The organism is Methanomicrobium sp. (assembly GCF_055145805.1).
Window position 1 is genome coordinate 22,139 of record NZ_JBSREC010000051.1, and the last position, 26,097, is coordinate 48,235.

Consider the following 26,097-nt stretch of genomic DNA (forward strand, 5'->3'; position numbering starts at 1 on the left):
AAAACTTTAATGGAAGTGGAGGTTTCAGGAATTTCTTTCAGAAGTCAGACCGGCCTGAAAAAATCTCATAAAAACCGTTCTAATTCTTTTTTAGCATCAGATATCGCTTTTTTTATATCAAAGGCAGCAGCTGTTATGTCCTTTTTGGCAACAACCGCTGATATTACTGCACAACCGGATGCGCCTGCATTTATCACATCCCGGACATTGTGAAGGCCTATTCCTCCTATTCCTATTACCGGTACAGATACACTTTCACATATTTTTTTAAGCTCAAAAAGGCCGTTTCCAGGACCTGCATCATGTTTTGAATCTGTATCAAACGTCGGACTTAATGCAATGTAGTCCGCACCATCCCTCTCCGCAGTCTTCGCTTCAGACAGATTCCCGACAGAAACCCCGATTAAAAATCCGGCGGGTGCAACCTCCCTCGCCTCAGATACCGGCATGTCATCCTGCCCGAGATGAACACCGTCAGCACCGGAATCAATTGCAGTATCAAGGCTGTCATTTACAAAAAAAAGTGATTCATATCTTTTTGAAATAACAGATATTTCCTCTGCAACAGTCAGCAGGGCTTCAGGCGACATCTTCTTGTCCCGAAGCTGGATACAGTCTGCTCCTCCGGCTAAAGAGAGCTCTGCAATCCTCACATGTGAGACTCCCTTTGATATCTCCTCATCCGTTACAATATAAAGATCATATGCCATCTGCGTCTTTTATCCTCGCATCAACACCCAGTTCAACTGAATTTAACCTGTACAGCTCATCACATAGTCCTGTTCTGAACGAATATGGCCCTTTTGAATATACTGAGGCCTTCTCCCCGCAGAGACCGAATAATGCAAGGGCAGATGCTGTTGAAAACAGATAGTCATCGGAAACAGCAGCAAAAGCGGCTGTTACCGATGCCGCCATGCATCCCGTTCCTGAAAGATTTCCCATCATAGGATGGCCGTTCTCAACGAAAACCGTCCTTTTGCCGTTGGTTACGATATCTTTTACACCGCTCATCGCAACAACTGCGCCTGTTAACTCAGAGCATTTTACTGCAACTGTGACAGGATCATCCTCAAGGGAGCCGGAATCAACACCCCGGACTGTTGCCTTTGCACCGGCTAAAACCCCTATTTCGCCGGCATTACCCTTGATAACAGATATGGTCAGTTCATCTATGAGTTTTAACGCACTTTTTGTCCTAAGGCCGGTTGCGCCCACACCGACGGGATCAAGAATTATTGGAATATTAAGTTCATTTGCCCTCTTTCCTGCAATGAGCATGGATTCAATCTGAACAGGAGAGAGAGTTCCGATATTTAAGACAAGGGCACCTGCAATAGAGACCATCTCTTCTACCTCTTCTTTTGCATCCGCCATTACAGGAGATGCACCCGCACAGATTGTTATATTTGCGCAGTCATTCACAGTCACATAATTGGTTATATGATGAATTACCGGTTTTTCCAACCGCAATTTTGTCAGAAGCTCTGCTGCTGTCTTTCCATCCATTGTAATTCTATTGGCTGATATACAACATATTTCTGATGATTGTCAGAATGAAATTAAATCCAAATGAAATTATTACTCAACATAATCCGGATATAGTTCCCCACAATCCGCCACGAGAAGACACGCACGCCTGACCTGAGAGCTTTTGCAGCGACAAGGGCTGCGCCCGGATATTCACAACCACAGATGTTTTTCATAACTTTCAATATCATTGTTGTTTGTTTTTGAAGTTTTTCAGTCAGGTACCTGACTTTTTTTAGAGAGAACTAAATTTAAAAAATGAGTTTTAGAGCCTAAAAAGACCGCAAAATGCCTATTGGTTAGAATGCATATTTTTAAATAGGTTTTTTCCCCAGAATATTTAATTTAGAGAGGTTTGATTATATGGTTGAAAAACTACTTGAGGGAAACAAAATATTTTTGCAGAAAGATTTTCACAGAAATAAAAATCATTATGAGCGTCTTAAAAACGGGCAGACTCCCCATACACTTGTAATTGGCTGTTCGGATTCACGTGTCAATATTGAACGAATATTCAGAGCTGAAATGGGAGAGATATTTATCCATCGCAATATAGGAAACATTGTTGCAAAAGATGATCCAAATCTTGGAGCAGTTTTGGAATATGCATTAAATAATCTTGATATTGATTACGTGGTTGTATGCGGCCATTCCGAATGTGGAGCAATGAAAGCATTAAATGAAGATAAAAAGGGCAATTATCTCTCTCAATGGCTAATACATGCAAAAGAGGCAAAAGAATATGTTGAAAGTCTGGGTCTGCCGGAGGAAACACCTGAAAATAAAAGGGAGAAACAAACGCTTTTAGAAAAAGAAAATATAAAAAACCAGGTAAAAAATCTATGTAAATATGATTTTGTGAAGGAATCAGAAAAAAATGGCGATATCATACTAAAAGGGATTTATTATTCTCTTGAAACCGGAAATGTGGAAGAGATAATTTAATGGGATTTCCATGCTTTTTTTATTCATATTCTGAGAACCTTCATGCAATAACTTATAGAAAATATCTATTTACCTTTTTTTTATAATAATTTCATGTAAGTACCAAATGGCAACTATACTCTAGTTTTTGTCCTTAATACTAAAATGAATAAAAAACGTTTATGAATCTGTGTGCGAATAAAAAAATAAGGTCAAGGGTTTCTAAAAATTTTCTATATATTTTATGAAATTGTTCTCACATCCAAACTCCCCCCTTAAACTTTAAATGCCACAAAACAGACAGAATATTTGTGCGTTTTAAAATGCCGGGAAAAGTAACGACCGAGATTTTTAAATTTTTTTAGTTAGACCCGAATTCCCACGGATTTTCTAAACGACACAAAACGAACAGCTGGAAAACATCATCAGACTTAGGTGAGACCATGCAGAAATAACTGAAAAAAGTAACAAGGGAAGACATCGAAGCCTCCGGAGATGATTGGGGAGATCTTCCTGCCGGTGCAACTTTTCCATAAAATCAAAAGCCCAGAAAGACAAACAGAGTAATAATTATGTTCTCAATAGTTACCGGCGGTGCCGGATTTATCGGGTCAAACCTTGTCGACGCCCTTGTTAAAAAGGGGGATAAGGTCCTTGTAATAGACAATCTCTCCGCAGGAAACACCGACAATATAAAAGAGCATATGGACAGCGGGAAGGTCGAATTTTTAAAGGCCTCACTTCTCTCTTCAGGATGGCAGAAGAGTTTTTCAGGCGCTGACAGGGTATATCACCTGGCAGCAGACCCTGATGTAAGAGCAAGTGCCGGCGTCCCGAAACCGGTCTATGAGAGCAACGTGACAGCCACAATAAATGTTTTAGAGGCGATGAGGGAGCACGGCGTTAAAGAGATTGTATTCACATCGACATCGACAGTCTACGGCGAGGCTGAGGTCATCCCGACACCTGAAGACTACTCACCTATGATACCAATATCGATATATGCCGGAACAAAACTTGCCGCAGAGGCTATGATATCATCCTATGCCGCAACATTCGGTATGACTGCATGGGTATTCCGGTTTGCAAACATCATAGGTAAAAGAAGCAATCACGGCGTAATCTGGGATTTTGTTCATAAATTAAAGGACAACCCAAAAGAGCTTGAGATTCTTGGCGACGGGAAACAGTCGAAGTCTTATTTTTCGGTAGGGGCATGCATTGATGCGGTTTTGTATGCAACCGAAAACTCAAATAATTATTTCAACTTCTTCAATATCGGATCAGAAGACTGGATATCGGTAACAGAGCTTGCAGAGATTGTTGTCTCAGAGTCCGGCCTCACTGACGTTGTTTTCAGATACACCGGAGGGGACCGCGGCTGGGTCGGGGATGTCCCGAAGATGCAGCTTTCGGTAGACAAACTTAAAAAACTCGGATGGATTCCTGAAACGACCTCTGAAGAGTCGGTGAGACTTGCAGTCGCAACTCTCATAGAGGAGCTGAAATCATGAAATATATATTAATCCTCGGAGACGGAATGGCGGACTGGCCCTGCGATGAGCTGGGCGGTAAAACACCCCTTGAATATGCAAAGACGCCGAATATGGACAAAATTGCACGGGAAGGAAAGTGCGGAATGCTAAAAACAGTCCCTCCCGGTTTTGAGCCGGGAAGTGATATCGCAAATCTCTCAGTCCTTGGATATGAACCAAAGGACTGCTACACCGGAAGAGGGCCGTTAGAGGCGGTAAGCATGGGGCTGGATATAAAAGATGATGATATCGCATACCGCTGCAATCTTGTAACCGTTGAGAACAAAATTATGGCAGACTTCTCGGCAGGGCATATCACATCCGAAGAAGGAGCAGAACTATTCGGGGAGTTAAACGAAAAAATAAAAGGCTTTGCAAAAGGATATTCCGGAATAAGCTACAGAAACCTGCTCGTTGTCCCTAAAGGAAAAGGTGCGGAGACCAAACCTCCGCATGACATCGTGGATGAGGATATCACAGAATATCTTCCGAAAGGCGGCGATGCAGAGAGTCTTTTAAAGTGTATTGAGATAAGCAGGGAAGTTTTTGCCAAAAGCCATGTGAACAAAAAACGTATCGCCGAAGGGAAAAAGCCGGCAACACAGATCTGGCCGTGGAGCGGAGGAAAAAAGCCTGCTCTTGAAAATTTCCGGGAAAAATACGGAGTCTCCGGCGGCATGATATCAGCAGTAGATCTTCTGAACGGAATCGCAAAATGCGCAGGAATGGAGATAATTACAGTCCCGGGCGCAACAGGATACTTAGACACCGACTACGCCGCAAAGGCAAAATACGCAATAGATGCCTTAAAAAAGGTTGATTTTGTGTATATGCACGTCGAAGCACCTGATGAGGCAGGACATCTCGGAAGTATTGAGGAGAAAGTTCTCGCTATTGAGCGGCTCGATGAGGTAATCGGAACAATTCTTGAAAATACTGACGCCTGCATCGCAGTACTCCCCGATCATCCGACACCTGTGGCATTAAAGACGCATACATCTGATCCTGTGCCATTCGCAATTTTAGGACTCGGAACTGACGGTTGCTGCTGCTACTCTGAAAAAGAGGCAGAAGAACACGGCGGATTTAAAACAATAGAGGCAAAGGACTTTTTGAATATTCTGTTTGGAAAGAAACGCTGAAAAAATAATAAAAATTAAACCCGCTTTTCTATTTTTAAAGGCATCAGTACCCTGCTTCATCACAAAAGAAACTTTTCAGTGGGGGTAACTTTCATCATCTGCCCTTAAATTACAGACAAGTTGTTACTACTTATTTTGTAACCAACATTACAAGAAGATATTCCGGATGAGAGCTCTGAAAAATTGTAATCCCAATCACAATTTTTTGGATGAATCCGGCAAAAATCCCTTTTTTTCAGATATATACTTCTATTTGCCTGATTTTTAAAAGAACACTGCCAATGATATAAATTAATACAATTCAGGGCAATAAAATTCTTACATGAAAAAGGACCTGCTCATGTGGGATGAAACCCTCTTCCGCGACGTCGAGGTATTTGAGATAGACTACATTCCGGAGCAGTTCAATCACCGTGACAGCCAGATAAGAGAGCTTGCATTCAATGTAAAGCCGGGGATGAAAGGGGCAAGACCCTTAAACACAATCTGCCGCGGACTCCCGGGCACAGGGAAGACAACAAGTATCAAAAAACTCTTTGGTGAGATTGAAGAGAAGACAAAAAAACTGATACCCGTATATGTAAACTGCCAGATAGACAATACAAAATTCGCAATATTCTCGCAGATATACAAAAAACTCACAAGCCGCCCTCCGCCCGCATCAGGAACTTCTTTTAAAAATCTCTTTGACATGGTCTGCAAACTCGTCAGTGAAAAAGAGGCGGTTTTATTAGTCTGCCTTGACGATGCAAACTATCTCCTCTATGAAAAAGAGATAAACAAGGTTCTGTACACACTCCTGAGATCGCATGAGGCAAATGAGGGGGTTCGAATCGGTGTTATTACCATAATATCGGATATGAACGTCGATCTCATGCAGGAGGTCGACCAGAGAGTCTCGTCTGTCTTCAGACCGTCTGAAATATACTTCGCCCCTTACGACGAAACAGAGGTCTTTGAGATTCTAAAAGAGCGTGTTATGCAGGGTTTATACCCCGGTGTTTTAAGCAACGCAATGCTTGAACTCATAGTCGAACAGACTATGAAGAGCGGGGATTTAAGGGTCGGTATCGATCTTCTGAAGCGCTCGGCCTTAAACGCCGAGATGGATGCAAGGCGTGAGATAAAAGAGGATGATATCTGCCGCGCATATCTCGTTTCAAAGTACATCCACCTCTCCCATACTGTAAAAACCCTCAGCGATGACGAAAAATTACTCCTAAAGACTCTTGCAGAAATGGCACTTGAAGAGAAGGAGATGAGTGCCGGTCTTGTTTTTGAAGAGGTAAAGAAAACAACCGAAACCGGTTACACCCGCTACTATGAGATGATAAAAAAGCTTGATTCCATGAGACTTATAAATCTTAATTACAGAGAGGGAAAAGGCAGAACGAGAGTGATTACCCTCCGCTACGATCCTGACCGTATAATTGCGATTCTGCCTTAAATACGCCCCGTGCGAGAATTAACAATACTTATCTATTTTGTTTGTTCATTAATATTTTAGGAGAATACTCTCATGATTAGTGTTAATGAACTTGCCCTTGATATCTTCGAGGAACTTGCAGAATATCCGGAAGACTACAATGTGGAATTCCACCAGCTCGACAACGGCGCCCGCATGGTTGACTGCGGTGTAAGTACAAGAGGCGGCTACCTTGCAGGTAAACGCTTTACAGAAATCTGTATGGGAGGACTTGGAGAGGTCACATTCAGAAACGGACAGATTAAAGGTGTTCCACTTCCGTTCATAGATGTAAACACAGATTTCCCGGCAATCTCATGCCTCGGTTCACAGAAAGCCGGGTGGACTGTAAATGAAGCCGGCTTCTTTGCAATGGGAAGCGGCCCTGCCCGTGCACTCTCCCTTATGCCAAAGCACACATTCGAGGTAATCGATTACGAAGATGAGTCAGATTACGCTGTAATCTGCCTTGAATCCGACAAACTTCCAAACGCAGAAGTAATGCAGACAATTGCAGATAAATGCAAGGTGGATGTCGGAAATGTCTGTGCGGTTGTTGCACCGACAGCATCCATCGTAGGTTCTGTTCAGGTTGCAGGACGCTGTGTTGAAACAGCAATCTACAAGTTAAACGAACTTGGATTTGACACCAAAAAGATCGAGTCCGCGATGGGTACAGCACCAATCCCGCCGGTCAAAAAAGACTCAACACAGGCAATGGGATGCACAAACGATGCAACAATCTACCACGGTCAGATTTACCTTACAATGAATGCACCTGAGATTGTCGACTACTTAGACAAGATTCCGTCCAACAAGTCAAGCTCATACGGCGAGCCGTTCTATGACACATTCAAGGCAGCAGACTTTGACTTCTATAAGATTGACACATCACTCTTCTCTCCGGCTGAGGTTATCATAAACGAACTCTCTGAAGGAAAGGTTTACCGTGCCGGGGCAGTAAATCCCGATGTAACACTGAAATCATTCGGATTACTATAAACCAGAAAAACAGGCAGAAAATTCTGCCAAAGATGTATAATAACCGGAAATTTCCGGAAAATTATGCAGATTTTTTTAAACAGGGCTTTTTTTGAAACTATCATTATCAAATGATATGCACTTTTGTATGCCCAATGTTTCCAATAAAAAAAAAGGACAGAACAACACCCATCCGGCATATTTAATATTAAATCAGATTAAAATTCTGATGATGAATTTTCTCCGCCCTGCACCGGTATTTTTTCTCATATTAATAGTTGCTGCGACAGGCTGTATTCAGACAGAAAACAGCAGTTATAACAGTACAGACTCTGATAGCGGCGTTATAATATCCGATTCAGGTTTTTTTGTAACAGGAGAGGAGAACAGACTGAAAATTCACGTGTTTGAGAACACAATCGTTGAAAATATCTTATCTCCGGAAATTTTAAGAGATCTGAGCCAGTACCCGCAGATAAATTATGAAATGTCCAGGATACTGATACCGGCAGGAGAAGAGACTCCCCTCCACTGCCTTAAAGATACAACAGAGACGGTATACATCATATCCGGAAGTGCAAAAGCGAAGGTAAACGAAAAATTACACAATCTTACAGCAGGAGACACACTCTTTATCCCGGAAAATGCCGCACAGGGGATTTTAAATTCCGGACAGGAAGAACTTGTATATCTTTCAGTCACATATCCCCCCTACAAAGAGGAAAATGAGATAATTCAGGGTGAAGACTCCGGCCCGGAAAATAATACAGATAATGCAGTTTTTATAGCCGCAATCAATACAACAGAGCAGATCTTTTTTGAGGATGTCAGGATATACAGTATTTTAGACCCAGAAATCCTTAAAAATCAGGGAATTGATACAACATTCGGCATAGGAATCGCAAAGGCCGTAATTCCAAAGAGTGGCCTGACAAAACCCCACATACTTGAGGGCACAACCGAGGTTATGTATATTATATCCGGAGAAGGCTATCTTCACGTAAACAAAAAAACAATGCCTGTGGAAAAAGGCGATACGGCATACATCCCCCCCGGTGCGTACCAGAGTCTTGAAAACACCGGAAATAACAAACTCATATATCTGACAATAACAGATCCGGCATACAGTGAATCCATTGATTCATCGGTTTTTAGTTAAAAAACGTTCCTGAAACTAATGTTTCATACACTTTTTCATGTAAATTCAGAAAATCCAAGATTATATTATCAGGTATATATGATTGTATATCATGCAAAACCGGAACAGAAATGAGGCAATGACAGGACTTGAGATTATCATCTCCATTGCTGTTCTGTGCATTTTTATATACATCTTCGGAAGTGTGGTATTTAATGCACTTATGCCGGACTATAGCGGAAGTCATGGTGATAACGGAGGAATTGTCGGTTTTGCACTAGGTGAATCAAATGACCTTCTTGTGGTTGACGGGATATCCTACGGTGCACAGGATATCAGCGGCATATTTCTCAGTATTAATCTGAAATCAGAGAACCAGAAGAGTTCAGATATGGGAAGCTGTGCAATACCCTTAAAAATTTTAACAGGCCAGACTGCCGCTGTTGACATGAACAAAGCAAAAATGATTTTTAAATACAAAGGGATTACAGAGGAGCTGTCATACTCTGAAAACGACCCGCTTACAAGCCCTTCATGGACTATTGCAGATAAATCAAACATTATACCTCTTGCTTCGGCAGACAGCGACATCATACTTGAGCCAAACGAAGTCTTCACAATAATTGTATATCCACAGACAAATGTTCCTGCATACGGAAAATTCTCAGTCACAGTTACACCTCAGGCAGAGATGCCACACGATGTGAACCTGGTTGTACCCCCCCAGATAACTAAAAACAGAATTGTAGAACTTTATGTTTAAGCAACTGCTTAAGTAACCGGAGAATTAAGAGATGTTTTTTGGAAAAGAAGAGCGTTTTGCACTCATAATGCTCATTTTAGTCCTTGCAGTGATTCTTACATCACATATTTTTTTATCGCAGGCAGATAAATCATCCTTCGCCTCAGAATATCAAAATATTTCAGAGGAAGGGAGTTTTGTATTTTACGATGGAATTGTAACAACAATATCTGAAACAAAAACCGGCGGACACCTTGTAATAGAGGCAGACGGACCAATTATATTTGTCGCAGACGGTGCCAGTCTAAAAGATGCAATAAACGGAGGTGACAGAATCAAAGTTACAGGTGTTGTTTCTGTTTACAACGGTAAAAAAGAGATTTTTGTGGAAGATATCCACGATATTGAATATTTCAGGCCGGAACCATAAAATATTCTTAGCTGAAGAGATCGTCATCGTCGTCATCATAAAAGATTTTTTTTATCTTTTTTTCTTCTGTCTTTTTTGAAGAGCCAACATTTTCATGAACGGATTTTAACGGAGATTTTGGAGGGGAACTTTCCGGTTTTCTCTGGTCAGTATAACCATATCCTGTGTAGAGAGGATCTTTATCCTCTTTTTTCTTATCACCATCTGCCACAACCGCCGCTGCCTTTTCATCACCTGTCTCAAGGGGATGTGAGGCAATAGCGGTTTCAAATATATCCCCGCTCTCCTTTTTCCCGGCACCAGATTCTCTTTTTACATCAGACAGATATTCCTTAGGTTTTTCTGCCGCTTTTCTCCCTCTGCCCGACATCCATCCGGCATCCTTTGATCCAAATCCGTTCGAAAAAATATCCGAGTCACTGCCTATAGATGAACTTTCTTCATATCCCTTTTTTGAGCGTGCAGAGCCAAAATCAGTCTCAAATATATCTTTGGTTGTGTTTCCTGATTTTTTTGCCTGTGTTTTTGTCTCCTGTTTTGCAGAGCCAAATCCTGTATCAAAAGGATCGCTGCTCTCTTCTTTTCGGCCTTCATATTCACGTGACTCAGGGGCCGGTTTTCCAGGGAACTTCTTTTTATGTCCCTCTACCCCTTCGCCTTCAAGACCGCCCGGTATTATATTCTCTCTGGGCATGTTGTAGAATAATAGGTTTAGGATCATATTAATTTTGAGGCATAAAGAAGTGTGAAAAAAAAACTTTTCTGAAAAATTATATGAAACTAACGCTTCAGGCACTGTCTGATGAAAATAATACTGCCCTTTTCATAAAAAAATTATGGATTCTCAGATACCTGTCGCAGGCTCAAACGCCCACGCAGGCATTTCCATTGTAAATCCGAGAGCCCAGGTGATAACTGTAAACATGAATATTGTCAGAATTACAATTCCAATCATATTCAGAACCCATCCTGTTCTTATCATATCTCTCATAGTTACATATCCCGAACCATATGCAACAGCATTCGGAGGTGTTGCCACAGGAAGCATAAACGCCATGGAACATGCAAACGCTGCTGTCAGCATCAGGAAATACGGATGGATTCCCATACTGACAGATGTCACGGCCATAATCGGCATCATAACAGATGCCATTGCAGTGTTTGATGTAACCTCGGTTAAGCACGAGACAATTATTGCAACAACTAAAACTGCAACAATAATCGGAAGACCATGCAGAACAGTCATATATCCCATTATGACATTTGCAAGACCGCTTTTTATAAATGCAGTTGAAAGGCAGATTCCCCCTCCAAAGAGAATTAGAATGCCCCAGGGAATCTTTTTTGCCCATTCCCAGCTCATCGTATAAATTCCCTTCTCACGATCCACAGGAAGTAAAAAGAGTAAAACCGCTCCTGCAATTGCGATTGTGGAGTCGTCAACAAACGGAAGATATGTGGTGATTCCGGGGATTATTATGTCCCCGATATGCTTTTCAGACCTCATTACCCATGCAGTGGCAGTCAGCACAAATATCATCAGGGTCCACTTCTCACCATTTCCCATATCACCAAGGTCCTTTAACTTCCCGCGGATTATCTCCTTTCCACCCGCAATTTTTTCAGGGAGATTTTTGTAAGGACCGTATGTCAGCCAGAGCCAGGCAAGAGGCAGAAGAACACATGCAAGCGGCAGTGCAAACTTCATCCATGTAAAAAAGTCTATTGAGGGAGCAGCAGGGAATATTGTCTCCATCTGGGCTACAAATATGCCGTTTGGAGGAGTCCCGATAATTGTTGCAAGGCCACCGATTGTGGCAGCATATGCTATTGATATTACAAGACATTCTGCAAAATCCCGGTGCTCTTTACTTAAATCATCAAGTCCTGCACCTGCCCGTGGAAGGATAGTTGCGATGATTGCAATTGCAATCGGAATCATCATCATTGCGGTTGCAGTGTTTGATATCCACATTGAGAGAAACGCGGTTGCAACCATAAAACCAAGTATCAGCATTCTCGGAGACGTTCCCACTCTGTCAATTATATATAATGCAATTCTTTCATGCAGCCCCCATCTCTGCATAGACATCGCAATCATGAATCCGCCCATAAACAAAAATATTATTTTGTCCGCATATGGAGCACAGGCCTCTGCAGGTGTTAAAACACCAAGAAGCGGAAATAAAACTACCGGCAGAAGTGCTGTTGCCTGAATAGGAATTGCCTCGGTTATCCACCAGATAACCATAAGCATAGTGGCAGCAGCGACAAATTTTGCGTCAACCGGAAACGCGGACGGGTCAACGGGAATTATGAGTATCAAAAGAAAAACAATAATCCCGATATACCTGCCCAGTGTTTTCTTCATAATTTGTATATTTTGATCTTTTAGGTATAATTATATTCCTTTTTAAAAAAAAGCATCAATTGAGCTTTTTTCCAAATAAAAACTGAGGAAACTGCCTCTATTCATCAAATATATTTTTGAAACGTGAACTCTGATAAAAAAATACTTAATCATGAGTAATCATTTTTTGAAAACTGAATGTCGGAAGGGAAGACTTTTTTACTAAAAGATTGAGATAATTTCAGTTAACTCAGGGGTGATGTATAATATGCAGATAATGGGGCATGATTTTAATATAAAAACAACAATATGGGGATTTGTAGTATTATTTTCAATATTTCTGGAATATTTTGTTCACCTGTACCTTGGCATAACAATAATATATACAAATTTTTTTTATGTATTAATAGCATTTGCAGGTTTCTGGTATGGCAGGAAAGTAGCTGTACTGGGAGTATTACTCGCAATTATGACAATATCAAACACACTTATTCTGACAGGGGGAGTTGATTCCGAATCTCTTATCAGAGGTATGATGTTAGTGCTTGTTGCAGTCGTTGTGGGAGAATTATCATATAACACAGAAAAAGAGCATCATGCACTTATAGCATACATAAGTGAAATTGCGATGCGGGTTGCAAATCCTGCCTCTGAAATAAAGAAGAATCTGGAATCTGCCTCTGAGAAGATAGAGGATGAGAATCTGAAGATAATCCTTGGCATTCAGATAAAAAATGCCTCACATATTTTAGACAATATTCAGGAACTCAACAAAAATATTGTCGAAAACGACAAAAATATACCGGATAATTACAGGGAATTTCTGACAAAAACCAAATTATAATTTTATAAATACAATTATTTTTGCACTCATTTCATACTAAAAATATATTCAGGACACCCTGAGAATGAAAACAAACTTTTACCCTGCCACAGGCAGAATTAAAAAATTCCGGTTTTAATTTTTCAACCATAAGTTAGATGCCATAAAGCATCAAATGAATAATACAGAATTAAAAATTCATATAATGATATTCAGTTTTAAAAATTATGGCGGTATATAATGGAATTTCGTGACATAGTATCTGTTTCGCAGGGTTCTTTAAGCATAATGAATCCCCTAAGCCTTAAAAAAGCAGCATATATGGGTGAGATCGCAGGGATGTCGGAAGATGCCTCTCTTATCGATTTCGGATGCGGCAACGGGACAATTCTTGGACTCTGGGGCGAAACATTTGGAATATCAGGTGTGGGAATAGATATCAGAGAGGACGCGTGCCAGACGGCGTGTATGACAATAGATGAACTTGGCCTTTCCGAAAAAATTTCAATATTCTTTGCTGATGCCTTGGAATATGAAACAGACGAGGCAGAAAAATATGACTTCGCAGTTGGCCTTGGTTCTTCACAGATCTGGGGAGGATTTGAAGAGAGTCTAAGTGCATTGTCCGGATTTATAAAAGAGAAAGGATCCATAATTATCGGAGAGCGTTACTGGAAAAAAGACTCGGTTGCGCCTGAATTCTGCCGCCAGTGGCCTGAAATTCTCACAGAATATGAGATTCTTCAGATCATCAGAGATCAGGGTTATGATCTTAAATCAGTTATCAGAGCAGACAACGATGACTGGGACAGATATGAATCAGGAATCTGGAGAAGCTGTCAGGACTGGCTGTTAAATGAGGATAACAGGGAACATCAGGGATACAACGACATTCTCAGCTATTTCAGAAGAATACAGGAAGAATATCTTGCGTATGGAAGGGAATATATCGGGTGGGCAATGTATCTGATTGTGCCGGAAATTGAGATACCTGCTCAGTGATTTTTATGAACCAATACTCATTTGTTGCCTATATTCCAAACAAACCGGCAGCACTCAACCTTGCTGCAGGCATAATAACAGAACTCAATGGAAATATAAACAGAATACACTATGACAGGCAGATAGATTCCCAGACTGCTTTCTTTGAGGTTACATGCACGGAAGATGAATATGAAAAAATTAAAGAAAAACTTTCATCAATAGGCTACCTCAGAAATTCACTAAAAAGTCTCCCTTTCCTGAGATTCAGCGTCAATCTGCCACACGAGTCAGGCGCACTGGCGAAATTTTTAGAGATAGCATCTGATGCCGGGGCATATATAGGATCTATTGATTTTGATGATACCGGGAGTTTTCCGGAGACTGTTTTTGTCAGTATGAATCTTGAAGAGGAGCACAGGGCAGAAAAACTTCTTGATTCTTTAAAGAACCATTACAGAATAGATATTATTGATTATGATACAACCGGCACCAATCTTGACAAAACAGTATTTTATGTCAGGTTTGCCCGCCAGTTAAGACAGTTCCTCCAGGATGACGATGAACAGCTTTTGATGGACTTTTTAAAGGACATAAATCACACAGTCCAGGAACTGACAAAACTCGGCGAAAATCCCCATGAGGTCTTTGAGAATTATATCAAATGTGGTGAATTTTTAAATTCAACAACAGGAAACGGTTTTTATGCAGATGTCCAGGAAATCCGGATAAATCATAATCTGACACTCTTCTGCTTCCAGATGCCCGGCGGAGGCAGCATATTCATCTTTGATACACCTGATGAAATTGTTATGATTGACACAGGTTACGGAATATATACCGATGACGCAAAGAAGATGTTCTCGTATTACGGTCTTGATGTGGAGAAAAAACTTTCATTTATCATTATAACCCACGGGGATGCGGATCACTGTGGTGCCGGCGGTGCATACGATGTTCCTGCCTATATGCATCCCGCAACTCCTGAGATAATAAAATGTGGAAACCGTGCATGGGGATCCAGAAGTGAAAAATCAATACTTGAAAAGGTTTACACTACAATGATTGCCCTGTTCTCGCACTGGAATCCTCCGAAAGAAGAGAACATACGTCTCTTTCCGGAATCCTCCACAGAGATGATCAGCGGATTTCCGATCCTGTCAAAGATTCCAATAGGCGGTCTGTCCTTTGAAATCCTTTTAAGCATGGGGGGGCACCAGTTCGGCCAGCTCATAGTATTCTGTCACGAAGCAGGGCTTTTATTTACCGCTGACAGCCTGATGAACTTTTCAAGTTTCACAGAAGAACGCTGCAGATACAACTCAATTGCAGACTTCCTTGTGACATCGGTAAATGTAGATTCCGAACTGGCAAGAGAGGAAAGAAAGGGAATTATGGACATAGTAAGGCATTATGAGGAAGAAACCGGCAAAAAATGTCTTATCTGCGGAGGACACGGGACAGTCTCCATACTTAACAGGGAAGGAAAGACAGAAACTTATGGTGAAGTTGAACACTATACACATTCCTGAAACAGGAATGTGTATTTAGTGGTTTTTTTAATTTTTCCGCTACTTATATGAAATTCTGGCATTATAACCGGTAAAAAATTATCAGAGTCATTTTTCGAGTATCTTTTTATATAACTATATTCCTTATAGACATCTATGAGCGGTTCAACAGATATATATAAAATAATCTTTGAGCATGCAAAAACGGGCCTTATACTTGTGGATGAAAAAGGCAGTGTTATTGCTGCAAACAAAGCATTCTGTGATCTTTCAGGATATCTTCCTGAGGAGATGAAAAAAGCCGTCAGAATAAAGTCTCTTGTATTTCCTAAGGATTTACCCCGTATAACAGATATCTTTAAAAATGCTTCTGAAAGATCTGTCACTCATGATTTAATTCATGAATTCAGGCTTCTCAGTAAAGATGAAAGTCTGATTGATGTAGCTGCAACATTTTCTTTTGCACCTGAAAAAGGATTTATTATTATTACAATTCTCAACATTACAGACAAAAAGAAAATTACCCGGTCACTATTAAGACGTGATGCAATTTTAGAGGCAATAAACTATGCATCCAACCAGTTTTTAAAGACAGAATCATGGACTGATGTGATGCCTGATGTACTAAAAACTCTCGGAGAGGCCTCAAAGGTTGCAAGAATCTTCTGTTTTGAAAACTCGGTTGATGAGAAAACAGGCGATATCCTGATGAATGAGAGATTCGAATGGGCATATGAAAAAGAGGCCGCCCAGATAACGAATGAAAGCATGCAGGGGCTTTCATATAAAAAAGCGGGAGTTTTACGCTGGCAGAAACAGCTTGAAAAAGGGAAGATTGTCTTTGCGGATATTAACACTGTTGAGGAAAAGGAGAGAAAAAATATGGAGAAACTCGGTGTCAGAACATCTGTAATAACCCCGATATTTTTAAACGACCGGTGGTGGGGTTTTGTCGGCCTTGACGAGACAAGAGAGGACCGGGAATGGACTGATGCAGAGATAGACGCACTCGGGGCGGCGGCCGGAATTATAGGAAATGCAATTTACAAACAGGAAAGTTACGAGGCTCTTATTGCATATATAACCGAGTCGGCATTAAGAATAAAAGAACCTGTAATAATCGTCAGGGACAATATTTCACGGATTAAAACAGATATTTCCGAGGATGTCTTATCACCTGAAAGCATAACGGCAAGAATAGACGTTCAGGTGAAAAATATCGACCAGATTATTGAAAATTTAAGAGAGTTAAATATATCAATTGTTGAGAAGAGAAGTGAAATCCCTGAGGCTTACAGAAATTTCATCTCCCGTTAAGATAAGTTATACATAACAAATGTGTTCAGCTAAAAGACCGCAAGGGACACAGATCTGCCTTTTTCTCTCTCCCCTGATGTGGGGATGTTTTTTTTCAAAAAACAACTATTTATGCTTGAAATACTTATAGACTCATATGAGCAGTTCAGTAAATATATATAAAATAATATTTGAACATGCAAAAACAGGCCTTATACTTGCGGATGAAAAAGGCAATATTCTTGCTGCAAACAAAACATTCTGTGATCTTTCAGGATATCCTTCTGAGGAGATGGAAAAAACCGTCAGAGTGGATTCTCTTGTTTTTCCCGAAGAACTCCTCCGTTTAAAGGAGGTTTTTAAGGATGTTTCAAAAGGAGTTGCCTCTGATGTATCAATTCATGAATTCAGACTTATCAGAAAAGATGAAAGTCTGATTAATGTAGCCGCAACATTCTCATTTGAACCTGAAAACAAATTTATTGTTATCACAGTTCTCAACATTACAGACAAAAAGAGAATCACCCAGGCGCTTTTAAGGCGTGATGCAATTTTAGAGGCAATAAACTATGCATCAAACAATTTTTTAACATCTGATTCATGGACCAAAGTGATGCCTGATGTGCTAAAGACCCTCGGAGAGGCCTCAAAAGTTGCAAGAATATTCTGTTTTGAAAACTCGGTTGATGAGAAAACAGGCGATATCCTGATGAATGAGAGATTTGAATGGTCTTATGAAACAGACGCAGCCCAGATAACAAACAAACGTATGCAGGGATTATCATATAAAAAGGCAGGGGTTTTACGCTGGCAGAAGCAGCTTGAAAAAGGGAAGATTATCTTTGCGGATATTAACACTGTTGAGGAGGAAGAGAGAAAAAATATGGAACTTCTCGGTGTCAGAACATCTGTAATAACCCCGATATTTTTAAACGACAGATGGTGGGGTTTTGTCGGCCTTGACGAGACAAGAGAGGACCGGGAATGGACTGATGCAGAGATAGACGCACTGGGAGCAGCTGCCGGAATTATAGGAAATGCAATTTACAAACAGGAAAGTTATGAGGCTCTTTTGGCATATATAACCGAGTCGGCATTAAGAATAAAAGAACCTGTAATAATTGTCAGGGACAATATAATACAGATTAAAGAAGATATCGTTGAAGATATAATTTCAAAAGAGAGCATAACAACAAGAATTGATATTCAGGTAAAAAATATTGACCAGATTATTAAAAACCTGAGAGATCTAAATATCGCAATTGTAGAGAAAAGAAGTGAAATTCCTGATTCTTACAGGAAATTTATTTCACGATAGGCAGGTATTCACATGACTTTAGAATCAGACAAAAACCCAAATAAGGCAGAGATCTGCCTTTATCTCTCCCCTCCTGCCAGGCTGAAAGACAATAATGTTGCGCTTATAAAAAAGATCACCGAAGAGGGCAATGATGTAATTATAATTACAATCAATCAGCCGGCGCAGTATCTCTGCGAACTTTATAAAATAAAAGGGATAGATCTGGAAAAAGTAACCTTTGTTGATGCAATTACAAAATATGCGATGGGAAAGGCAGATGAAACTATCCCGGGATGCAGATTTTTAAACAATCCCGGCGATCTCACCTCTCTTTCAATAGCGGTTACAGAGACATTAAAAGAGATAGAAAACAAAAAACCCTACATCCTGATAGATTCCATAAATGCAATGCTGATCTATCTTCCGTCAAATAACATAACCAAATTTATACATTTTGTAACGAACAAACTAAGAATTCTTGACCTTTCAGGAATCTACCTTGCCGCAGAAAGCAGTCTTGACCCTGCAATAATGTCACAACTCATGACATTTACAGATAAGGTAGTAGATATGGATAAAGAAAATAATCCTGAAATCTGATACAAATGATGAGAGAGACAAAGTCTTCGCATGCCTGGACAGAAAACCGCAGAGCGGTTTTCTTATAAAAATATTTTTTGGGTAATCAATTGTTCTTCCGGTAAAATTCCATTCTCTGCAGGATATAGCTTAGTACCTGTTCTTCAAGAGGGAGTCTGTCCTCCGGAGATGAGAGATATGCACATGCGTATGCAAGAATAAGTGCATTGTCACGCTCAAACTCCTGAGTAATGACAGTATCCTCTTTTTTAAGCCTGATTGCATAATATTTCTCATCATCGCCTGAAAATCTGCATTCTGTCTCTTCAGGTTCTTCATATCCGTAAGTCTTTGTCGGATCCCCCCCCTCCCAGTTAAACTCTGATCTTATAGACTTCTGCGATGGCAAAAGCTCTATTGAATGACTCCTTATTATCTCAACAGAACATTTAAGGGATTTTTTAGCCTCATCTCCCTCAAGCTTTCCGATTATTTTATCCGCCCTTCCTATTGCCCTGTCATAAAGGCCTGTTCTGTATCCGATAAGCATTGATGCAATAAGATGCCCTATATTTCCTGAAACAGGCGGCATCTTATCCCCAAGACCTCTCATATATTCAAAAAGTTCTCTTTCGGTCTCCTTATTTTCCATAAAACACATCTCCTTTAAATTTATATTCCTGATTTAGACATAGCCCCTGATAATAAAAAATAGTATTTCTAAAATTACACTCCGGAATAACATAATCCGGATATTTTTGGTATAAAAAATTATCAGAAAAAATATGAATTCTAAGTAAAACTGTTATAGAAGTCCCATCTCAGTTTTAAGGGACTTAAGCTCTTTCTGCATATTTTCAAGACTGCAAAATATTGAGTTTAATTCTTTCTCAAACATATTTCCAAAATTTTTCACGTTGCCCTGGACAGAATAAGTATTATACAACAGTTCCCGGAGTCTCATAAGAACATCCTCCTGTATATAAAGATCAAAGAGCCTCCTCTGCTTTTCATCACATGCACCGGCCGCCTTTGCCAGAATCATAGATTCTGCTGCCTTTCTTCTCCGGTCGATTACCATATTAATTATGCTTTGAAGTTCGGACGGTTTTACCGGCTTCATTACATAGCCGTCAATAAGAGTCCCGTAATCAACGAAATCATTTGGAACCGGCGCTTTTGCAGTCATCATTACAACAGGAATGCCTTCAGTCTCCGGGTTTTCTTTTATCATTTCCAGAGTTTTCCAGCCGTCAACAGGCTCCATCATAATATCAAGAAGTATCAGATCAGGCTTTTCGCAGGAGAGCTTTTCCAAGCATTCTAATCCGTCATAGGCACCGGAGGATTCATATCCCAGTTTGCCAAGGAAATTGCAGTAAAGATTGGTGAGAACTCTTGTATCGTCCACAATCATTATCTTCTCCATAGATCACACCTCTTTTGTAATATTATAGTGTTTTACAAGAAAATCGCGTATTTTTGCAGATTCAAGCCATCCGATATCCAGTTTTTTGATGATACTGTCTATTTCATATGCCTGTTCAATTATTGCTTTGGATTCTGTCCCTTCCAATATATCAGCATATGCAACAATAACAGTGAGCGGATTTCTAATATGATCATTTAAAACCGCAAGCTGACCCAGATTGTGATTTATCTGTTCCAATGCAGCTTTTTCACGTTCCCTTGAATCAACATCATCTGTTATATCCTTTCCAATAAGATAGCATATCTTCCTTTTGCCTCCCAAATCACAAAAACCTGTAAATTCAATCAGTGAGAAATTATTATCACTGCGCCTCAGTTTTAGCGTAACCTTATACCCTGATTTCTCGTTTAAAAAATTTCCCGTTTCATTTTTCAAAAGCTCAAAGTTTATGGAATACGCATCTTCGTAAGGCTTTTTTTCTAAAATTTCCTCCTGAGAATAGCCCAGAACAGCTTTTACTGCAGGATTTATATATATAATTTCTAAATTCTCATCCAGAACAAAGATCAGATCAGATATTCTCTCTGAGATTGTCCGAAACTTTCTTTCACTCTCCTCCAGTGCAGACCGCATCCTGCTCTCCCTTTCCATATGACCGGCAACCAGGATTCCGGATGCAACACATGCCAGAAAGAACAGTACCCTTACAAAAAAAGCATATCCTGAAGCAATCAATGGATTGAATGCAGCAGTCTGACCTTCTGAATTAAGAACCAAAAAACTGCCTGAGAGATAATAATCCGAGATCAGACTGTCAACAATCCAAAAAAACATTCCGAACATTAAAAAAAGCAAAAATATGTAGACTGAATTTTTGTCATAACTCATTATAAGTCCGAGATATTTCTTTTCCCATGATTTAGAAGTCAATTTTGTTAGTCTCCATGTTATAATCAGAACATAAAGAATATATAAGGCCAAAACCTGTATTTCTGGCTGTATATACCCTCTTTTCTGATACAATCATTTGAAATCCGTCAGTCAGATTTTAATGACCGAAGTGTTCATATTAAGGCCCATATTGAACATATTGGGACAAAATGTCCACAAATACCCGGTTTTTGATTTAATTATATGAATTTTTTCCACTATTTTAGATTAACCATTAATGACATTATTTCTCAAATTCGGTTATTATATTCTGTATTTTTTCAGCGTTGCGTGATATCTCCTCAAGCTCCATACCCCCTTTTAACCCTGATATTGCAACAATTGCAGAAAGCGGCTGTTTTATCAGATCTATTAAGGACTTTGTTGAATCTGAAACTTTTTTTTCAGGATTGCCTGTCTTTTTATCTGAGGTCTTATCTTCCGGAATAAATATGATGACTACCTGTTTTTTCTTTTCATAATCCGCCCTGTTAATCACTGCCATTCCTTTGAGGAAATTATCATCAGACATCCTGAAAACAGCAGAATACTCTAAAATCTGAGATTTTGCAGCTTCCAGTACAGCACCGGGCAGATCCTCCCCAAATATCAGACCCGGTTTTACTGAGTTAATTGCAGATTGTTTAATACCGGAAATACTCAGGAAATTTTCATTTACATCCACAAAATTACCGGGAGAATTATCCTCCTCTACAGAGATTACACATGCAGGGAAGGGAAGAGAATCAAATACGGCATGAAACTTTTTTTCTCCGGATTCAATTGCTCTTTCAGCCTTTATTGCACGGTGTTTCTGAAGAACGGTCTCTATTGTCGTGTATATCTCCCTGGGACGTGCAGGTTTTGTCAGATAACCATATGGATTTGTCTCCATTGCACGCGAAAGGGTTTCATCTCCTGTATAAGATGTGAGATAGACTATAGGAATATCCCAGTTCTCTCCGATTCTTTCAGCAACATTGATTCCATCTATTTCATCCTCGAGATTTATGTCTATTAAGGCAAGGTCAGGCATAAGTTCGCCTGCCATTCTGACAGCATCTTCACCTTTTGTTGCAAGACCCACAACGTCGTAGCCAAACGATCCAAGAGATCTTTCAAGTCCCATTGCAACGATGACCTCGTCTTCGACGATTAAAACCTTGGCATCAGCCATAAAAAGATGTACCTCCAACAGATTCACTGAAATAAATAAAACCAAAAATACGACTGATGATGAAATCTACAGTGTAAATATTTATTTCAGACATAAAATAACCCCCCGGGATACAGAAAAACACACTGCACTTTTTTTATCAGATTAAATAACATTTCATGCAGATATATTCACTGTAAATAATCCTTTTTTATTAATATATTTAAATCTTTTTAAATGGCTGAAATTAATTACCTTTCATTTACTGACAAATGCCCTTAAAGAAAGATTTAAAGAATTTTTAGCATTCCTGATTTTTTTTTGAATCTATGTGCACCTGCAGATAACGCCAAAACTGTAATCAACAAAAAAACCAAAGACTCAGATTATATGAACGAGGAAAAAGAGCCGGCAGTTTTGATAAAAGATGTATTTCTTACTGATGTAAAACCAGAAAATACCACTCTTTCAGTAAAAATAGCAGTTAAAAACCCGCTGCCGGTTGATGCGACGATAAAAAAAGTGAACTTTTCCATATTCAGACTCACAGAAGACGGACATGAGGAATTTATGGGAAAGGGAGAGGAGAATGCAATTAAGATTGAGAAATCACGTGAAAATCTGTTTGAAATTCCTGTATCTGTTAAAAACAGGTCCCTTGTATACGCTGCGGCAAATTTCCTTACAGGCGATCTTACTGTAATTGTCAGGGGAAGCCTGTTTTTTGATCTGAAACTTTTTGCCCCTGAGATAAAGTTTGAAGAGAAAAGAGTTCTAAAAGGTCTCCCAAAAAGGCTTTTTGAAGAATAGAGGAGAATTCAGGATAAATTTTCTTTTTTATCGAAATATATCCCGAGCCAGAGTTCAGTGCATAATATACGCCAGAATTCTTATTTCTCAAAAAATCTCCTGAAATATTATTACAGGATTTCTGCCTCAAAAAGAGATAATAATATTGGATTTTTACTCAAAAAATCAGTATTTTTTCTTTTTGGCCGGATCAAAGAACAAAACCCTGCCAAGTGTTGCAAGCCCTATCAAAAATGCTGAAACGTAAATTATCATGGTAAAATACATAATCCAGCTGGAGAATTCGAAATCTGCCGAATACATCACTATTGAAGCGCCGATTACAAGTGCGGATGCGACAATTCCCATTATCATCTTGTCTGTCGCCTTCTCGATAGTTTCTGATAATTTCTCAACATCCTTTGCAACGATATCGATCTGAAGCTTTCCCGCCGCCCATTTATTCATTGTCCTGTTGAATATTTTCGGGAGCTTCATGATACTGTCCATGCTGTCCATTAAGGTATGGGAGGTCTTTTTGAAGCTTGACGGTGAGAAATACTGCATTTTTATGACTTCGGTCAGGTAGGGCTTTGTCTTGTCGTAGAAGTTAAACTTCGGGTTTAAGGTCTGGCCCATTCCGATAACCATCATAATGACTTTTAAAAGTGACATCAGCGTGCTGGGAATCTGTATGTGATACTGATTTAACACCTTTGGTATGGAATCTAAGGCACTGCCGGCATCAACGGAGGATATCTCAAAACCTTCGGTATCAAAGAGTGCATAATAGAGCTGATCCTTAATATCATCCAGATCATCGTCATCGATTCTGACACCGAGCTTTTTGAATGAATCAATTATCATGTCAACATCAACATCAACGATTGAAAGAAGCAGTTTTAGGAAAGTGTGTCTTCTTTCAGGCCGTATTACCGCAATTGCACCGAGATCAATAAATGCAAGCTTTCCGTCTATTGTGACTATGAGATTTCCGGGATGAGGGTCTATATGGAAGAAGCCGTCTTCAAATATCATCTTTAGGTATGTCTCAAATCCCCAGTCGGCATAGACTTTCGGGTCATACCCCAGTATCTTTATTCCCTCTATATCATCGACCCTTATTCCCTCAATAAACTCCATCATCAGGAGTCTTGAGCCGGAATACTCCCAGTATATCTTTGGAAATTTTATATTTGGCCTGTCATGGAAGTTTCTCCTGAATATATCCGCATTCTTTCCCTCAGCGATATAATCCAGCTCCCTCTTCATCATCTTTGTGAATTCATCAACCATTCCGGAGAGGTTTAATGATTTGAGAGTGGGATTTACCTTCTCAAACCTGCGGGCCATATTTTCTATAATTACAGTGTCGGCCTCTATCTTATCAGAGATATCCGGACGCTGAACCTTTATTGCGACAATTGTTCCGTCCTTTAAAATGGCACGATGAACCTGTCCGATTGAGGCGGCGGCAATAGGCGTCTTTTCAAAATATTGAAACGTCTCGTCAACAGAGCCGCAGAACTCCTCAATTGTAGGACGCAGATCCTCAAAAGGCACAGGGGCAACATGATCATGCAGCTTTTTAAGCTCTTCAATCATCTCCGGCGGCAGTGTCTCAGTCTTGGATGCAATCATCTGCCCGAACTTGACAGCAGTAGGACCAAGCTCCTCCATTGCAAGCCGCATTCTTTCATATATTGAACGGCTGTCAGGAATGGATTTTTTAAAAAGTTTCTTTCTTCTGGTTGCATCAGGATCAATTTCATCAAGAAAAATACCAAAACCATATTTAGCCGCAACATCAGCGATCTGGCCGTAGCGTTTCAGCTTTGTAACCATATGAGGATTCTATGTCTTTCATGGTAATAAAATAGTCTTGAAGTATCTCTTATGACAAATAGCAAAACAGATAGCAAAAAAATTATGTGATTTTTAAATTTAGGTCTTTTTTAAGATCAGAATTATAAATGCTGATATCAGAGACAGCATTACTAGAATCCCGTCCGTTCCTGCTGCAGGAGTCGGCTTTTCTGTTTCAGACACCGGGGATTTGGTCATCTGAGGTGTCTGTGTGTAAACCTCTGTTGCAGCAGGTCTCTCTTCTGCAAGGGTAAATTCCGCAGAATACGCAGCTTTTCCATCTTCCCTTGAAATTTTAAAGAGATAAACATCAGGTTTCATGCCGGTTGTGTCAAGAGGTATTTCCCAGGTATTGTCCGGATATGCAGGAATAACTGTAGTATAACCGGAATTCCCTGAAAATTCAGATGAACTGCTCTTTGTTGTTGGTGCAAATGAGGCGGAATAAAGTTCATATAAAAGCCTCTCACCTGCAGCGATATTTGTCTGTCCCGATATCAGAAGCATATCACCTGCATAATATGTCTCTTTTGGTGTAAAGCGAATCCAGGGATCTGTTATTAAAAATTCAGTGACAGTATATGTATCGTCAATATCAGGAGAGTCAAGCATGTTCATAAGTGCATGTGCAGCAGAACTTCCCTGAAGTTTTCCGGAACCGTCAATTATAAAGGACTGGCCTGCAGTGGATTCCACCAGTGTCTGCCCTGAAGGCGTTATGCCGGAAAGATCTGCATCAAAAACACCGTTGTACATCGGGTGCTGGACTATACAGAAATACTGACCTGCGGCCAGATTATCAGTAACGCTTCCCGAAATTTCATAAATGTATTTATCGCCTGATACGCTCTGAGTCTCTCTTGTCCAGTAATTCGGACCAAAAACCCAGAATGCAAGCCCCTGCTGCGGACTTCCTGTTGCAGTGCCGCTGATTGTCACAGTGTCTCCTTTTGCATATGTGCCCGTCTGGGCAGATACAGGGCAGCATACAATAAATAATGCAATGAAAACCCCTGCAATTAAAATATATCTTTTCTCCATTTTTTTAACTCCTGTTCTGTCCGGATAAAATCCAAGAGATTTTTTTCCGGTATAACTATAATCGTCTTAAAGGAGTTATAATTAAAATAACTTTGCCTAAAGCGAATTTTAGTGTAAATTATCAGTTTTTTTCCGATGCGGAAGAGACCATTGCGA

25 protein-coding genes are annotated in these 26,097 nt (G+C 40.0%); 15 read left to right on the top strand and 10 right to left on the bottom strand.

Features of this window, described 5'->3' with window-relative positions; translation table 11 throughout:
- Positions 1 to 65: 65 nt before the first annotated feature.
- Complete coding sequence (gene thiE / locus ACTB1O_RS04095) at positions 66 to 710, bottom strand: thiamine phosphate synthase (RefSeq protein WP_462993868.1); 645 nt, start codon at positions 708 to 710, stop codon at positions 66 to 68.
- Positions 700 to 1,509, bottom strand: a complete 810-nt coding sequence (gene thiM, locus ACTB1O_RS04100; protein ID WP_462993869.1) for a hydroxyethylthiazole kinase — start codon at positions 1,507 to 1,509, stop codon at positions 700 to 702. Before thiM ends, thiE begins: the two co-directional genes overlap by 11 nt.
- Before the next feature lie 384 nt (positions 1,510 to 1,893).
- Here thiM and ACTB1O_RS04105 point away from each other — a divergent pair, with 384 nt between their 5' ends.
- The 8 genes from ACTB1O_RS04105 (at position 1,894) to ACTB1O_RS04140 (ending at position 9,887) form a co-directional block, all read left to right on the top strand.
- Positions 1,894 to 2,475, top strand: a complete 582-nt coding sequence (locus tag ACTB1O_RS04105) for a carbonic anhydrase (protein ID WP_462993870.1) — start codon at positions 1,894 to 1,896, stop codon at positions 2,473 to 2,475.
- Between the two features lie 551 nt (positions 2,476 to 3,026).
- Positions 3,027 to 3,968, top strand: a complete 942-nt coding sequence (locus ACTB1O_RS04110) for an NAD-dependent epimerase/dehydratase family protein (RefSeq protein WP_462993871.1) — start codon at positions 3,027 to 3,029, stop codon at positions 3,966 to 3,968.
- Positions 3,965 to 5,131, top strand: coding sequence for a cofactor-independent phosphoglycerate mutase (locus ACTB1O_RS04115; protein ID WP_462993872.1), 1,167 nt, complete (start codon positions 3,965 to 3,967; stop codon positions 5,129 to 5,131). Before ACTB1O_RS04110 ends, ACTB1O_RS04115 begins: the two co-directional genes overlap by 4 nt.
- 322 nt (positions 5,132 to 5,453) lie before the next feature.
- A complete protein-coding gene (locus ACTB1O_RS04120; RefSeq protein ID WP_462993873.1) occupies positions 5,454 to 6,578 on the top strand; it encodes an ORC1-type DNA replication protein in 1,125 nt (374 codons plus the stop codon).
- A gap of 72 nt (positions 6,579 to 6,650) precedes the next feature.
- A complete protein-coding gene (mch, locus tag ACTB1O_RS04125) occupies positions 6,651 to 7,598 on the top strand; it encodes a methenyltetrahydromethanopterin cyclohydrolase (RefSeq protein WP_462993874.1) in 948 nt (315 codons plus the stop codon).
- 208 nt (positions 7,599 to 7,806) lie between these two features.
- Positions 7,807 to 8,736 carry a cupin domain-containing protein gene (locus ACTB1O_RS04130; RefSeq protein WP_462993875.1) on the top strand — a complete coding sequence of 310 codons (930 nt, stop codon included), beginning with the start codon at positions 7,807 to 7,809 and terminating at the stop codon, positions 8,734 to 8,736.
- A gap of 91 nt (positions 8,737 to 8,827) precedes the next feature.
- Positions 8,828 to 9,478 carry a hypothetical protein gene (locus ACTB1O_RS04135; RefSeq protein ID WP_462993876.1) on the top strand — a complete coding sequence of 217 codons (651 nt, stop codon included), beginning with the start codon at positions 8,828 to 8,830 and terminating at the stop codon, positions 9,476 to 9,478.
- Positions 9,479 to 9,509: 31 nt separating this feature from the next.
- On the top strand, positions 9,510 to 9,887 hold the full coding sequence (locus ACTB1O_RS04140) for a hypothetical protein (RefSeq protein ID WP_462993877.1): 378 nt from the start codon (positions 9,510 to 9,512) through the stop codon (positions 9,885 to 9,887).
- A gap of 7 nt (positions 9,888 to 9,894) precedes the next feature.
- Here the strand turns inward: ACTB1O_RS04140 and ACTB1O_RS04145 are convergent, their stop codons facing one another.
- Together ACTB1O_RS04145 and ACTB1O_RS04150 are read right to left on the bottom strand one after the other, a co-directional pair.
- On the bottom strand, positions 9,895 to 10,581 hold the full coding sequence (locus ACTB1O_RS04145; RefSeq protein WP_462993878.1) for a hypothetical protein: 687 nt from the start codon (positions 10,579 to 10,581) through the stop codon (positions 9,895 to 9,897).
- A 150-nt stretch (positions 10,582 to 10,731) separates the two neighbouring features.
- On the bottom strand, positions 10,732 to 12,258 hold the full coding sequence (locus ACTB1O_RS04150; protein ID WP_462993879.1) for an SLC13 family permease: 1,527 nt from the start codon (positions 12,256 to 12,258) through the stop codon (positions 10,732 to 10,734).
- Positions 12,259 to 12,505: 247 nt separating this feature from the next.
- On the opposite strand from ACTB1O_RS04150, the gene ACTB1O_RS04155 reads away from it, so the two are divergent.
- The 6 genes from ACTB1O_RS04155 to ACTB1O_RS04180 all read left to right on the top strand — a co-directional run bounded on the left by ACTB1O_RS04155 (position 12,506) and on the right by ACTB1O_RS04180 (position 18,748).
- On the top strand, positions 12,506 to 13,081 hold the full coding sequence (locus tag ACTB1O_RS04155) for a hypothetical protein (protein ID WP_462993880.1): 576 nt from the start codon (positions 12,506 to 12,508) through the stop codon (positions 13,079 to 13,081).
- Between the two features lie 219 nt (positions 13,082 to 13,300).
- Positions 13,301 to 14,062 carry a class I SAM-dependent methyltransferase gene (locus ACTB1O_RS04160; protein ID WP_462993881.1) on the top strand — a complete coding sequence of 254 codons (762 nt, stop codon included), beginning with the start codon at positions 13,301 to 13,303 and terminating at the stop codon, positions 14,060 to 14,062.
- A gap of 5 nt (positions 14,063 to 14,067) precedes the next feature.
- Entirely contained in the window at positions 14,068 to 15,573 is a 1,506-nt protein-coding gene (locus tag ACTB1O_RS04165; RefSeq protein ID WP_462993882.1) for an MBL fold metallo-hydrolase, read from the top strand.
- A 135-nt stretch (positions 15,574 to 15,708) separates the two neighbouring features.
- Positions 15,709 to 16,869, top strand: a complete 1,161-nt coding sequence (locus ACTB1O_RS04170) for a PAS domain S-box protein (protein WP_462993883.1) — start codon at positions 15,709 to 15,711, stop codon at positions 16,867 to 16,869.
- 136 nt (positions 16,870 to 17,005) lie between these two features.
- Complete coding sequence (locus ACTB1O_RS04175) at positions 17,006 to 18,166, top strand: PAS domain S-box protein (RefSeq protein ID WP_462993884.1); 1,161 nt, start codon at positions 17,006 to 17,008, stop codon at positions 18,164 to 18,166.
- Positions 18,167 to 18,178: 12 nt separating this feature from the next.
- A complete protein-coding gene (locus ACTB1O_RS04180) occupies positions 18,179 to 18,748 on the top strand; it encodes a DUF7504 family protein (protein WP_462993885.1) in 570 nt (189 codons plus the stop codon).
- Positions 18,749 to 18,833: 85 nt separating this feature from the next.
- On the opposite strand, the gene ACTB1O_RS04185 is transcribed toward ACTB1O_RS04180, so the two are convergent.
- From ACTB1O_RS04185 to ACTB1O_RS04200, 4 genes are all read right to left on the bottom strand, one after another.
- Positions 18,834 to 19,379 carry a hypothetical protein gene (locus tag ACTB1O_RS04185; RefSeq protein WP_462993886.1) on the bottom strand — a complete coding sequence of 182 codons (546 nt, stop codon included), beginning with the start codon at positions 19,377 to 19,379 and terminating at the stop codon, positions 18,834 to 18,836.
- 153 nt (positions 19,380 to 19,532) lie between these two features.
- Positions 19,533 to 20,156 carry a response regulator gene (locus ACTB1O_RS04190; protein ID WP_462993887.1) on the bottom strand — a complete coding sequence of 208 codons (624 nt, stop codon included), beginning with the start codon at positions 20,154 to 20,156 and terminating at the stop codon, positions 19,533 to 19,535.
- A 3-nt stretch (positions 20,157 to 20,159) separates the two neighbouring features.
- On the bottom strand, positions 20,160 to 21,089 hold the full coding sequence (locus ACTB1O_RS04195) for a PAS domain S-box protein (RefSeq protein WP_462993888.1): 930 nt from the start codon (positions 21,087 to 21,089) through the stop codon (positions 20,160 to 20,162).
- Positions 21,090 to 21,333: 244 nt separating this feature from the next.
- Positions 21,334 to 22,266 (bottom strand): response regulator, encoded by a 933-nt coding sequence (locus ACTB1O_RS04200; RefSeq protein ID WP_462993889.1) that lies wholly within the window; start codon positions 22,264 to 22,266, stop codon positions 21,334 to 21,336.
- Positions 22,267 to 22,566: 300 nt separating this feature from the next.
- On the opposite strand from ACTB1O_RS04200, the gene ACTB1O_RS04205 reads away from it, so the two are divergent.
- Positions 22,567 to 23,055 carry a hypothetical protein gene (locus tag ACTB1O_RS04205; protein ID WP_462993890.1) on the top strand — a complete coding sequence of 163 codons (489 nt, stop codon included), beginning with the start codon at positions 22,567 to 22,569 and terminating at the stop codon, positions 23,053 to 23,055.
- A gap of 165 nt (positions 23,056 to 23,220) precedes the next feature.
- On the opposite strand, the gene ACTB1O_RS04210 is transcribed toward ACTB1O_RS04205, so the two are convergent.
- Positions 23,221 to 24,879: an ABC1 kinase family protein gene (locus ACTB1O_RS04210; RefSeq protein WP_462993891.1), complete on the bottom strand. Its 1,659-nt coding sequence runs from the start codon at positions 24,877 to 24,879 to the stop codon at positions 23,221 to 23,223.
- Between the two features lie 99 nt (positions 24,880 to 24,978).
- Entirely contained in the window at positions 24,979 to 25,941 is a 963-nt protein-coding gene (locus ACTB1O_RS04215) for a hypothetical protein (RefSeq protein WP_462993892.1), read from the bottom strand.
- Positions 25,942 to 26,097: the final 156 nt, after the last annotated feature.